Genomic DNA, 12,283 nt, shown 5'->3' with positions numbered 1-12,283 from the left:
GAGCCGCTGCCGGCCAGGGCCGAATTGAAGGTCGATGTCGTGCTGCTGGCCGCTGGCCGCTCCAGCCGAATGGGCGGCCCGAACAAGCTGCTGGCGCTGTTCGACGGCAAGCCGCTGGTGCGCCGCACCGCCGAGCGCGCGCTCGACTCGAAAGCCTCTGATACAATCGTCGTCACCGGCCATCAGCGCGAGCGGGTGCGGACGGTATTGTCGGGCCTCGACGTGACCTTCGCCGACAATCCGGATTTCGCTGACGGCCTGTCTTCATCGCTGAAGGCCGGCATCGCGCGGGTCAGCGGCGACGCCGCCGGCGCCATGATCGTTCTCGGCGACATGCCGGGCGTTTCGTCGGCCGACCTCGACAGGCTGATCGACGCATTCCGCAAGTCCGAGGGCCGATCGGTCGTGCGGGCCTCGCATGGGGGAAAGCGAGGCAATCCGGTGCTGCTGCCGCGCTCGCTGTTTGCGGCGATCGCTCATCTCGAAGGCGATACTGGCGCACGCCATCTGGTCGAGGCCGAGGGGCTTGATGTCGTCGATGTCGAGATCGGCAAGGGGGCGTCCATCGATGTCGACACCCGCGAGGCTCTGGAAGGTGCCGGCGGCGTGCTGCAGGATTGACAAACCGAAGCCGAAAAACGCATGCCTGGGGGCATGGCTATTCGTACCGTCCTACCCCCCTCTGGCCTGCGCCCTGCTGATTTCGATGTTTTTCTTGTTTTCCTTCGCCGCTTACGCCGATGCCGTCGAATTGAAGCCCTTCAAGGACGATCTGTTCGCTTATCCGGCCATCCTCTCGTCCGCAAACAACGGCGCCTATACGGTGATCGACTATCGTGAACTGCGCGATATCAACGCCCGCGACGAAATACCGGAGCGCCGCGCGCATGCACAGTATGTCGACACCGGTGTGCGCAAGATGCAGCAGGATCTGTCCCTGAAGACCGATGCCGGCAGTATCCGCCACGTCGCCGTCGGCCGCACGCAAGGTGCTGCCATCATCGTGCTCTACCTGCACGGGCAGGGCGGCAGCCGCAAGCAGGGCGTCGACGACTTCACCTTCGGTGGCAATTTCAACCGCATCAAGAATCTGATGGCCTCCAACGGCGGCCTCTATCTCAGCCCGGATTTCTCCGATTTCGGCGACACGGGTGCTGCTCAAATCGCCGCGCTGATCGGCCATTATGCCGAACAGTCACCGAATGCGAAAATCTTCGTCGCCTGCGGCTCGATGGGCGGCGCATTGTGCTGGAAGCTAGCCGGCCGCAAGGACATGGGCGGCCGCATCGACGGGCTGCTCCTGCTTGGTTCGCTGTGGGATGAAACTTTCTTCTCCAGCCCCGCCTACAAGCGCCGTGTTCCGGTTTTCTTTGGCCAGGGCAGCAAGGACCCGGTGTTTCCAGTCGAGAAACAGGAAGCCTTCTTCCGTTCGATACTGGCCAAATCGAAAACTTATCCGGCCCGCTTTGTCCGCTTCGAGACCGGCACGCACGGCACGCCGATCCGCATGACCGACTGGCGCGGCACGCTCAACTGGATGCTGTCGAAGGCCCCTTAAGGCGCGGTGTTGTAGTCCACCACCGCCTGCGGCTTGATCTCGCCGTCATAGGAGGCGTCGACATCATACTGCACCAGCGAGAAATTGCCGTTGCGAAACAGATAGGTCCCGGCTGACGAGGCGTCACCGACGCCGCGCCACTTGTTGAGGGACGAGATCGTCTTGGTGGCGTCGTCATATTCGGAATTGACCAGCTGGTCGTCGGTCTGGAAGCCGATGACGTTGATCGCCTCGACCTTGCCTTCGCTATTGTTGTTCTCATAGTGGATATCGAGTTCCGGCGAGGCGAACTGCAACTGCCGGACACCTGATACGTCGTCGTAGATATAGTAGACGGCACTCTCATTGTAGGCAGCCATCGAGCAGAAGAAGCGGAATAGCCGCGTCTCGCGTTCGGGCTCGTCGGCCTCGGCGCCGGCATCCTTGTAGCGGAGGGAGTAGGCATCCGGCTCTCCCAAAGGCTCGCCGCCAGGCATTTCCTTGTCGCATTGTTCGCCATAGGTCGCCGCAAACGCCTTCTTGGCCTGCTCCAGCGCCGCATCCTTCTTCGGCGGCGGTGGTCCGTCGCCGCAGCTTTCTGGCATGGCGTTCTCGAAATCGGCCTTGGACGGCTTCAGCGCGCCCTTGTCGATGAAGATCGGGCGGAACGGCGGTTCCTGGATCGAGGCATTGACCTGGCGCAGCGTGTAGCAGCCGGCAAAGACATTTTCGCTGCCGTCCTTGGCCGTTGCCCGGATGGCGACCGGAACATTGTAATAGATGCTGCCGGCCGCCCCGTCGTCCGATACGGCGCCGGTTTTGACGTCGACCCTTTCGGTGCCGTCATAGCCCTTGACGAACGCGTCGAAATCCTTGGCCGGCTTGGTGTCGCCGAAATAGTCCCAGGCGCGCGCGAATTCTTGCCGGTTGATGGCACTGTAGAGCGAGCGGATGACCGCTTCGGCGTCCGACCTGTCATCGACATAGGGCGCTTCGGCGGCGAGCACTGGTTGGCCTGTCACGGCCAGGGAGAAAAAAGCGGTCGCTGCGAAAAGGGCGCTTCTCATCGGGAATCTCCACCAGATGGGAAATCCTATCATACCGATTGCGGCGACGTGGTGACGCTTGAAGAATCGGCTGCGAAGGCGCTACGTCCCGCCGTCGGCGTTCCCGCCGGATAGGAGATTCACGTGACCATATCGATGTACGAAGCGTCTGTGCCGGTGTTTTCGGCCAGGTTGAAGGCGCTATCCAACGTGCTGAGCATCGCCGAGCAGAATGCGCTCGACCGCAAGATCGATCCGCAGGTGTTTTTGACGTCGAGGCTGGCGCCGGACATGTACGCGCTGACCAGACAGGTGCAGATCGCCACCGACCACGCCAAGGGCGCCCCATCGCGGCTTGCCGGCCGCGAGGTGCCCAAATACGAAGACAACGAGGCGAGCTTTGCCGATCTCCAGGCGCGTATCGCCAAGACCGTCGACCATCTGGCGACATTCTCGACTGCCGATATGGACGGCTCCGATGACCGAATGATCGAGCTGAAGCTTGGCCAACGCGAATTCTCGATGGCCGGCATGCAATATCTGCTGCATCTCGCCATGCCCAACTTCTATTTCCATCTGACCACCGCCTACGACATCCTGCGCCACAATGGCGTGCCGCTGAGCAAAGCGATTTTCATGGGATCGCGTTGAAGAATGGCGAGGAGATATCCCGGTCGAGCCGGGATATCTTGCGGCCTGACTAGCGGGAGGACATTTCGCGGGCGACGCGCGGGAAGTCTGCTGGTTTGATGCCGATGTCCGCACGGTCGGCATTGCTCATCGAGTGAAGCAGCGCCAGAGCCGCGCGGTAGCGCAGACGTTCCTGCGGACGCGGACGGGCGAACATTTCAGTGAGGAAACCCATGATTCAAGCCCCTGGTTGGTCCTCCCCGAGTCCCAATATAGGCAAATCATGACAATTGTGCACTGCAGCATTTGCATGGCAGCCATGCTGCGCAGGTTTTTTCGATCACAATCGACTTGACCGGTGAAACTTCCGGCGCGGGCTGATCGTATAGCTGAACGCCGGCACAGGGCCGGTTTTTCCTCGCCATTCCTGGCGAAATTCCGGACTGCATGAAAATGCAGTCCGGCTTTTTATTGGCTGCCACATAGCCGTTGGAAAAGTTGCCGGCAATTGGCGGTGGGCTTGGAGACAACCCGCGCCTTCCTGTATGCTGCGGCTTCCTCCCGCGCAGCCGCGCAAAAATTCCCGCCGGAGAAAGTTCTATGCATAAACGCCGCCTCGGTCGGTCCGATCTTCTTGTCTCCCAGATCTGCCTGGGATCGATGACCTGGGGCCAGCAGAACACCGAAGCGGACGGCCACACCCAGATGGATCTGGCCTTTTCACGGGGCGTCAATTTCATCGACACTGCCGAGCTCTACCCGATCCCGCCCAAGGCGGAGACGCAAGGCTGGACCGAGAAGATCATCGGCAGCTGGATGAAAACGAGGGGCAACCGCGATCAGGTCATCCTCGCCTCGAAAGTGGTTGGCCGCACCGCCAACGCATGGTTCCGCGGCGGGCGCCCGTCGAAGCTGGTGCGCGCCGACATCTTCGATGCGGTCGAAAAATCGCTGACGAGGCTCAGCACCGATTATCTCGACCTTTATCAGATCCATTGGCCGGAACGGGACGTGCCGTGGGGCGCCAATCCGAACCGTATCGGCGCCGTGGCGCCACGGGCCGATTCCGTTGGCGCGCCGGCCGGCGAGACGCCGATCACCGAGACGCTCGCCGTCTTCGACGAACTGGTTAAGGCCGGAAAAATCCGCCATTTCGGCCTGTCGAACGAGAGTTCCTGGGGCGTCATGCGGTTCATCGCCGAAGCCGACAAGGGCGCCGGCCCGCGCCTGGTGTCGCTGCAGAACGCCTATAATTTCGTCAACCGCAGCTTCGAGGTGAATCTCGCCGAGGTCTGCGAGCGCGAACAGGTTTCCCTGCTCGCCTATTCGCCGCTGGGACAAGGCTACCTGACCGGAAAATACGACCATGGCGCGCGGCCGCTGGGTTCGCGCTCGCAACTCTTTCAACGCGGCCAGCGCTATGAGACGCCCAACGCCGCGGAAGCGCAGCTTGAGTACAACGAGCTGGCGCGCTCTTTCGGCATGGAGCCGGCATTGTTTGCCAACGCCTATGTCACGAGCCGGCCTTTCGTCACCTCGAGCATCATCGGCGCGACGACCATTTCGCAGCTCGAAATGGCGCTGTCTTCCGCCGATGTCGTCTGGACCGAGGACATGCAGAAGGCGGTCGATGCAATCCACCAGCGTGTCGGTAACCCGTGTCCGTGAGCAGACTTCCGGCTCTGTAAAGTGTGATTACCCAATAATTACAATAGGGGGAGAAAAAAGTGAATTTTCCAATCGAGGTCGTGCGCGAGAAATTTCCAGCACTTTCGCTGACTGACAAGGGCCGTCGTCGCATCTATCTCGACAACCCTGCCGGCACGCAGGTGCCGCAAGCGGTTGCCGACGCGGTGTCGCACTGCCTGCTGACCACCAACGCCAATCTCGGCGGCTTCTTCGAAACCACGATCGCGGCGCAACAGGTTGTCGACGACGCCCATGTGGCGATGGCCGATTTCCTCGGTGCTGCGAGCCCGCAGGAAATCATCATCGGCGCCAATATGACGACGCTGACCTATCACATGTCGCGCACGCTCGGCCGCACGATGAAACCGGGCGACGAGATCATCCTCACCCGCATGGATCACGAGGGCAACGTATCGCCGTGGCTGCAGCTGGCTGAAGACGTTGGTCTTGTCGTGCGCTGGCTGGCTTTTGACGAGCAGAGTTGGCAGATCGAGGAGGCGGCGCTTGCCGCATTGCTCACCGACAGGACGCGACTGGTCGCCTTGAACTATGCCAGCAATCTGACCGGCTCGATCAACCGGGTGAAGGCGCTGACCGGCATTGCCAAGCAGACCGGTGCGCTGGTCTATGTCGACGCCGTGCAGTTCGCGCCGCACGGCCTGATCGACGTCAGGGATCTCGGCTGCGATTTCCTGATCTGCTCGGCCTATAAATTCTTCGGCCCGCATGTGGGAATATTGTGGGGCAGGCTGGATGTCATCGATGCCCTGAAACCGTACAAATGCCGCTGTTCGTCCGACGCCCTGCCGGAACGGTTCGAGCTCGGCACGCCGCAGATCGAGCTGATGGCCGGACTGACGGCCGCGGTCGATTACTTTGCAGAGCTGGGAATTGCAGCAGGCGACGGCAGCTCACGCCGCGCCAGGATCGCCAAGGCGTTCGAAGCATCAATAGCTTACGAAAACCCGTTGACTCAAAGGTTGATTGACGGGCTGTCGGCTATTTCAGGCCTGGTCATCCACGGCATCACCGATCCGGCGCGTGTCGGAGAGCGCGTGCCGACGGTCTCTTTCACCGTCGACGGTATCGTGCCGGAAACGATCGTGCGGCAGATGAATGCGGAAAACATCTTCCTGTGGTCCGGCCACAACTATGCTTGGGAGATCGTCCACCAGCTCGGCATCCCGGCCGAGCAGGGCGTCGTGCGCATCGGCATCGCTCACTACAATACGGCGGCCGAGATCGAAGAGACGCTGGAGAGCGTGCACCGTGTCATCGCCATGCTGCGACAGGAGCGATGCTGACGCGACATTCGGCTGATATCACCGCTTCCTGCCGCCGCCGAAGCCGGTGAGGAACGCAGTAAGGTTGTCGCCGAGCTCGTCGCAGAGATAGCCGCCTTCCTGCACGATAACCGTCGGCAGGCCGAGCCCGGCGATGGCCTCGCCGATGCGCGAGAAGCCCGGCGTCGTCACCGACAGCCCGCCGAACGGATCGCCCTCGAAGGCGTCGAGGCCGAGCGCCACCACAAGTGCTTCGGGCGCAAAGGCGCGAATGCGCTGGAAAGTCACGTCCAGCGCTTCGAGAAACGCCGCATCGCCGGATTTGCGTGGCAGCGGCAGGTTGAGATTGTAGCCGAGGCCTAGCCCTTCGCCGCGCTCGTCGGCATGGCCCCAGAAGAATGGATAGAAACGCGCCGGATCGGCATGCAGCGAGACGGTGAGCACGTCCGGCCGCACATAGAAAACGCCTTGCGTGCCGTTGCCGTGATGCAGGTCGACGTCGAGGATCGCCACCCGCGCTGCATTCTTCCGGAGCGCCTGTGCCGCGACCGCTGAATTGTTGATGAAGCAGAAGCCGCCGGCGACATCGGCAAAGGCGTGATGGCCCGGCGGTCGGCACAGCGCATAGGCGGCCGGCGCGCCCGCCATGACAACCTCAGCGGCTTCGACCGCGCTCCAGGCGCTCCACAGCGCGCTCTGCCAGGTCTCACCGGAGATCGGGCAAGCCGTGTCGGCCATGTGGTAGCCGGCCTGGCCGACCGCCGAGGCCGGATAGGAGCCGTTTCGCGCGATCGGGTGGATGTTGGGGATCACTTCCGCCGAAGCGCCCTCGATGCGCTGCCAGCGCGCGAAGATGTGCTCGAGAAAATCGAGATATTCGGGCGTATGCACCGCAGCAACCGGGCCAAGCCCGTGATTTTTCGGCCGTTCGATCGTGCAGCCGACGGCCTTTGCGCCGGCGAGCAGCCGTTCGACGCGCTCCGGTTTTTCCGGATTGGGCTTTTGGGCGCCGCTGGAGAGGAACGCCTTGGGATCGTGGTGCTTCTGTTCTTCGGCATAGAAGGCTTTCATCTTGGCTCCTCATCCTCGGGCGTATCGGCGAAGGCGTAGAACGCGTCGCCGACGATCTTCTGCACCTGCTCGTAGCTCGACCAGGCAATGCCTAGCCTTTCGTAGAAGGCCTTGGCGGTTTCATTGTCGGTGTCGACGGACAGTCTGAGGTAGGCGCCGCCGTCCTTCCGGCATTGCGCCGCGGCACGCCGCAGAAGACGTTCACCGATCTTGCGGCCGCGAAACCGGTCTTCGACATAGAGGTCCTGCACATAGACGCCGGGCCGCCCCATCCAGGTCGAGAAGATCGGGAAATGCAGGCACAGGCCGGCGAACTCGCCGCCGACCTCCGCAATCAGCGTCGAGAAGGCAGGTTTTTCGCCAAACCCATAGGTGCGGAGGTCTTCGGCCGTAGAAGTGATTTCCTCGGGCGCGCCGATATGGGCGCCAAGCCGCAGGATCGCGGCATGGATGGTTTCAACGTCCTCGACGGTGCCGGGCCGGATGATGATGTTTTTGGAGGCTGGATTGGCAATTGTCACGACAAGCGAGGCGGCAAGAGGGGAGTGAAAGCAACCATCTCAGAACGCTACCCTATCGCCACCCTTGAGCGCCAGCATCTCGCGCGCCTCAGTGGGCGTGGCGACGTCCGGCGACAGACCATCGAGCACGCTGCGGATACGCCGCACCTGGTCGGCATTGGATTTTGCCAGCTGGCGGCCGTCGTAGAGGCTGTCCTCCAGCCCGACGCGAACATTGCCGCCCATCGCCGCCGCAATCGAGATCATCGGCATCTGGTGGCGTCCGGCAGCCAGCACCGAAAACTGGTAGCTGTCGTCGAACAGTTTGTCGGCGATGCGCTTCATATGCACCAGATTGTCGGGGTCGGCGCCGATGCCGCCCAGTATGCCGAACACGAACTGGATGAACATGGGTCCCGACACCAGCCCCCGGTCGCGAAAATGCGCCAGCGAATAGAGATGGCCGACATCGTAGCATTCGAATTCGAAACGTGTGCCGCAGCCCTTTCCAAGTCTTTCGAGCACGGTCTCCATGTCGGCAAAGGTGTTCTTGAAGATCGTGTCGCGGGTTGCCTCCAGCAGCTTGGGCTCCCACTCGTGCTGCCACTCTCTTGGCCGGTCGAGCATCGGGAACAGCGCGAAATTCATCGAGCCCATGTTGAGCGAGCACATTTCGGGCTCTGCCCTGAGCGGTGCGGCCAGACGCTGGTCGAGCGTCATCAGCGAGGAGCCGCCGGTGGTGATGTTGATCACCGCATCGGTCGCCTGCTTGATACGCGGCAGGAACTGCATGAACACATCGGGATCGGCCGTTGGCCGCCCGTCCTTCGGGTCGCGGGCGTGAAGATGCAGGATCGAGGCACCGGCTTCCGCCGCTGCGATTGCGTCTGCGGCGATCTGGTCCGGCGTCACCGGCAGATGCGGCGACATTGACGGCGTGTGCACCGACCCGGTGACTGCGCAGGTGATGATGACTTTTCGCGGCGCCATTTTCAGCCTTCGACCGGCAGGTCGAGCTCGCCGGCCAATACTTGCAGCGAGTCGCCGATGATGGCGACGATCTCGCCGATCTGCTCTCGGGTGACGATCATCGGCGGCGCCACCATGAAATTGTCGCCGTCGACGCCACCCTTGACCTTTCGCCCATAGATGATCAGGCCGCGCTCATAGGCGAGGTCGAGCAGGCGCTGGGTGGCCTTCTTCGCCGGTGCGATCGGCCTCAGCGTATCGGGGTCGGCGACCATCTCGGCGCCGGTCAGCAGGCCCTTGCCGCGCACGTCGGCGATGAACGGAAACCGCTTGGCCAGCCCCTTCAACTCGCCCATTAAAAGGTCGCCCATGTCAGCCGCATTGGCGATCAGGTCGAGACGGTCCATCTCGCCGAGCACAGCGAGCCCGGCGGCGCAGGCGAGCGGATTGCCGGCATAGGTGTGGCCATGCTGGAAGCCGCCGGAAGCGAGCAGCGGCTGTACCAGCCGCATCGGCGCCGCCAGTGCGCCGAGCGGCGCGTAGCCCGAGCCCAGTCCCTTCGACAGCGCGACGATGTCGGGCTTGCAGTTCCAGTGGTCGCCGCCGAGGAATTTGCCTGTGCGGCCGGCGCCGCTCATCACTTCGTCGTGGATGAGCAGGATGCCGTAGCGGTCGCAGATTTCGCGGATGCGCGGGTAATAGCTGTCCGGCGCCACTAGCGCCGCGGTGGCAGCGCCGCCGACCGGCTCCATGATGAAGGCGAGCACGCTTTCCGGTCCCTCGGTGAGGATCTTCTCCTCCAGCATGTCGGCGTAGCGGATGCCGCGCTGCTCCATCGAGAGATTGTCGCGGTCGCGCCATGCGGCAGGCGCCGGTACGGTCGGCATGACCTGCATCATTGGTGTGAAGGTTTCGGCCAGCGCATCGTCGCCGGTGACAGACAACGAACCAAGCGTGCCGCCATGATAGGAGGGAAAGCGGGTGATTACTTTCCAGCGCTTGGGCTGGCCTGTCGCCACTGCCCACTGCCGGGCGAGCTTAATGCAGGATTCCGTCGCTTCCGAGCCGCCCGAGACGAAAAAGATGCGGTCCATGCCTTCGGGAAGTTTTCCGGCCAACTCCCGCGCCAGCTCCTCGGCCGGCTCGTTTTCGAAATGCAGCCGGTAGGCGAAGGTGGCGCGATCCATCTGCCGCTTCATCGCATCGAGCACGTTGCGGTTGGAATGGCCGATATTGGCGACCATCGGTCCGCTCGATCCGTCGATGAAGCGGCGGCCGTCCTGCGTCCAGATGTAAATGCCTTCGGCGCGATCAACCAGCGGCCGGCGCAGGCTGGACAAATAGAACAGATGCGACGGCGGGCGCGTTTCGGTATCTGGGGCAGGGCTCTGGGATTTCAGCATGTCAGGACTTTCCAAGATAGCGGTCGAGAACATTTTTGGTGACGCGCTCGACCATCGCGTCCTGCCTTAGCAGGCCGGCGACCCATTCGCAGCTTCCGGCGTGGAACACCTCGCCCTTGCCGCGCGGGAAATTGACGATCATGCCGTTGCTGTGTTTGACCTTGTCGAGATTGGCATCACTCGCGTCGCCGAACAGCGTCTCGGCGGAAAAGCGGCCGTCGGCATCGCCGAGAAACTGGTCCTCGAACGCAATGTCGGCGCTCTCCTCGACCTGGCTGGCCATGCCGACGGCGAGAATTTGCAGCCCATCGGGTGCGCCGCTGTCGGGCGTGGGGTAGGGCAGGCCGCCGCGGATTTCGTGATCGAGCCCGTCGACCTCATAGCCATAGACATGGCTGTCGGCGCCGAGCAGGTCGCCATAGTAGGTGCCTGTGCCGGCGAACGCCCAGTGCTCCGGCCGGTAGATCGGAAAGCCGCGCACGCCGCGCGGCGCGCAACCGCCCCAGCCGGCATAGAGGCCCCTCGTCGCATTGAGCCCGAAGGTCGCGGCACCCGGCCGGCCAATCTCAGGTGCTTCCCAGGAATTGGTGGCGCGGGTCACGTCGCCGCCCCGATAGGCCGGATCCTCGGCGCGGGCGCGGTATTTGTAGCAGACCTGCCGGCGGCCCTCGTCCTCCAGCCGCGTCTGCCACATGAAATTGCCGGCGAAGCGCGCCGCATGGCCGCCGCGCTCGACGTAGGCGTCGACCGCGTCGCGCATCTCCCAGGTCCAGTATTCGTCATGTCCGACGAAGACGACGCAGTCATAGCCGTCGAGGATTTCGGGCGAGAAATGCAGTTCGTGCTGGCTGGCAAGGTCGACGGCATAGCCGGCACGCTCGGCAAAGCGAAAGAAGTGGCTGTCATAGCTTGCCCAGCCGGACGAAGCGTATTTCTTCGAATGGCCGGTGGCGAAGGCCCATTCCATATGCGGATAGCGCGGCACGGTTTTCGGCGGCACGGCAACCTCGAGCGGCACGCGCGGCGCCTCCTTGGGCAGAACAACGAAGCCGCGGCACCACGGCCGCTGCGTCGACACCATTGAGGCATACTGGTCGCGGTTCGGACCGGTGATGCCTTCGTAATGATTGGAGCCGCCCCACGTGTTGTAGGCAAGCCAGGTGCCGGTGGCTGCAACCTGCAGCACACGACCGCGTTTCTTGCCGGGCTGCGGGCCGACGATGAAAAGATGGTGGCAGCGGATCGGCTTGCCGTCGCGCCCGTCCGCCGTCAGCGTGACGCGGTAGGCTCCGGACGGCCAGTCGTCGCCGACGCGGAATTCAAACGACGCATCCCAGCCGCAGCCCACGACCGAACATTGGTCGGGTGTATCCTGCCAGCGCGCCGCGATCCCAGCCTTGTCGAACATTTTCGTTTCGGTGCCGCCGTCGCGGACGATCGACATGCTGCAGCTGGAGGCCGTCGAGCTGACATGCAGCACTACCGTCTCGCCCCGGCGGTATGAAAAACGATCGCTGTAGCACCAGATCTCGCCGTGTTCGCCATCCATCCCCGGCCACTCGTAATAGTGGCCGCGCACGGCTTGCCGGCGCTGGTGGGGCGTCAGTCCGAAATCGGGGAATTCGGTAGGAAGCTTGGTCATGAACGCCTGTGAAGGGTCGAACGCGTCATTTCGACCATCTGGCGGCCAACCGTCAATTGGAAACGATCGGGCCAGCGATAGCTCACAGCCGGCCTTGGCCTTGCCTGCCAAACAGATTATCTCACAAAGGGCGGCCTTTTCCGCCACAGGAGCCGACATGCTGAGAGTGCAAAAGGTCAGGGTGGACGACATCTACGTGCCGACCGCGCGCAAGAAGACACTGCATCCCGAAACCGTCCGGCATCTGGCCGAGGACATTCTGGAAAACGGCATGAAGACGCCGATCCAGGTGCGCCATGACGGCAAGCGCCATATCCTGGTCGAAGGCCTGCACCGGCTGGAAGCGGCGAAGTGGCTCGGCGAGACCGACATCGACGCCTATCTGGTGCAAGCCAAGCGCCACTAAGCTCTCATTCGGCGTTCGCCGGAGTCGGCCTGGCGAAGTTTTTCGCGAGACCCGTGTCGGGCTGCGCGTTGCCCGCTCGTCCTTGAGACGGAAACCGGCATTCAAGC

13 protein-coding genes are annotated in these 12,283 nt (G+C 62.8%); 6 read left to right on the top strand and 7 right to left on the bottom strand.

Going from position 1 to position 12,283, the window contains the following annotated elements; genetic code table 11:
• The coding region (locus EOB36_RS13375) for a nucleotidyltransferase family protein (protein WP_164897517.1) at window positions 1–621 on the top strand (621 nt) is incomplete at its 5' end.
• Between the two features lie 85 nt (window positions 622–706).
• On the top strand, window positions 707–1,558 hold the full coding sequence (locus tag EOB36_RS13370; protein ID WP_128285023.1) for an alpha/beta hydrolase: 852 nt from the start codon (window positions 707–709) through the stop codon (window positions 1,556–1,558).
• Here EOB36_RS13370 and EOB36_RS13365 read toward each other — a convergent pair.
• On the bottom strand, window positions 1,555–2,604 hold the full coding sequence (locus tag EOB36_RS13365; RefSeq protein WP_128285022.1) for a DUF1176 domain-containing protein: 1,050 nt from the start codon (window positions 2,602–2,604) through the stop codon (window positions 1,555–1,557). The genes EOB36_RS13370 and EOB36_RS13365 overlap by 4 nt on opposite strands.
• 123 nt (window positions 2,605–2,727) lie before the next feature.
• Here EOB36_RS13365 and EOB36_RS13360 point away from each other — a divergent pair, with 123 nt between their 5' ends.
• Window positions 2,728–3,234 (top strand): DUF1993 family protein, encoded by a 507-nt coding sequence (locus EOB36_RS13360; RefSeq protein WP_128285021.1) that lies wholly within the window; start codon window positions 2,728–2,730, stop codon window positions 3,232–3,234.
• Between the two features lie 49 nt (window positions 3,235–3,283).
• Here the strand turns inward: EOB36_RS13360 and EOB36_RS13355 are convergent, their stop codons facing one another.
• Window positions 3,284–3,448 (bottom strand): hypothetical protein, encoded by a 165-nt coding sequence (locus EOB36_RS13355; RefSeq protein WP_095489547.1) that lies wholly within the window; start codon window positions 3,446–3,448, stop codon window positions 3,284–3,286.
• Between the two features lie 365 nt (window positions 3,449–3,813).
• On the opposite strand from EOB36_RS13355, the gene EOB36_RS13350 reads away from it, so the two are divergent.
• Window positions 3,814–4,881 carry an aldo/keto reductase gene (locus EOB36_RS13350; protein WP_128285020.1) on the top strand — a complete coding sequence of 356 codons (1,068 nt, stop codon included), beginning with the start codon at window positions 3,814–3,816 and terminating at the stop codon, window positions 4,879–4,881.
• Between the two features lie 59 nt (window positions 4,882–4,940).
• On the top strand, window positions 4,941–6,206 hold the full coding sequence (locus EOB36_RS13345; protein WP_128285019.1) for a cysteine desulfurase-like protein: 1,266 nt from the start codon (window positions 4,941–4,943) through the stop codon (window positions 6,204–6,206).
• An 18-nt stretch (window positions 6,207–6,224) separates the two neighbouring features.
• Here EOB36_RS13345 and EOB36_RS13340 read toward each other — a convergent pair whose 3' ends face one another.
• From EOB36_RS13340 to EOB36_RS13320, 5 genes are read right to left on the bottom strand one after another with little or no spacing between them, the layout of a single operon-like run.
• Window positions 6,225–7,256: a histone deacetylase family protein gene (locus EOB36_RS13340; protein ID WP_128285018.1), complete on the bottom strand. Its 1,032-nt coding sequence runs from the start codon at window positions 7,254–7,256 to the stop codon at window positions 6,225–6,227.
• Window positions 7,253–7,771 carry a GNAT family N-acetyltransferase gene (locus tag EOB36_RS13335; RefSeq protein WP_164759176.1) on the bottom strand — a complete coding sequence of 173 codons (519 nt, stop codon included), beginning with the start codon at window positions 7,769–7,771 and terminating at the stop codon, window positions 7,253–7,255. Before EOB36_RS13335 ends, EOB36_RS13340 begins: the two co-directional genes overlap by 4 nt.
• Window positions 7,772–7,816: 45 nt before the next feature.
• The gene (locus EOB36_RS13330; protein WP_128285017.1) at window positions 7,817–8,746 is read right to left on the bottom strand and encodes a 3-keto-5-aminohexanoate cleavage protein; all 930 of its coding nucleotides are present in this window, start codon (window positions 8,744–8,746) and stop codon (window positions 7,817–7,819) included.
• 2 nt (window positions 8,747–8,748) lie between these two features.
• The gene (locus EOB36_RS13325) at window positions 8,749–10,128 is read right to left on the bottom strand and encodes an aspartate aminotransferase family protein (protein WP_128285016.1); all 1,380 of its coding nucleotides are present in this window, start codon (window positions 10,126–10,128) and stop codon (window positions 8,749–8,751) included.
• Between the two features lies 1 nt (window position 10,129).
• Complete coding sequence (locus tag EOB36_RS13320; RefSeq protein WP_128285015.1) at window positions 10,130–11,770, bottom strand: N,N-dimethylformamidase beta subunit family domain-containing protein; 1,641 nt, start codon at window positions 11,768–11,770, stop codon at window positions 10,130–10,132.
• A gap of 157 nt (window positions 11,771–11,927) precedes the next feature.
• On the opposite strand from EOB36_RS13320, the gene EOB36_RS13315 reads away from it, so the two are divergent.
• Window positions 11,928–12,176, top strand: a complete 249-nt coding sequence (locus tag EOB36_RS13315; protein ID WP_095489540.1) for a ParB N-terminal domain-containing protein — start codon at window positions 11,928–11,930, stop codon at window positions 12,174–12,176.
• Window positions 12,177–12,283: the final 107 nt, after the last annotated feature.

Source organism: Mesorhizobium sp. M6A.T.Cr.TU.017.01.1.1, assembly GCF_004023115.1.
Taxonomy (GTDB): Bacteria; Pseudomonadota; Alphaproteobacteria; order Rhizobiales; family Rhizobiaceae; genus Mesorhizobium; species Mesorhizobium mediterraneum.
The sequence above is the reverse complement of the archived record's forward strand: the minus strand, read 5'-3'. Positions and strand labels throughout refer to the sequence as shown.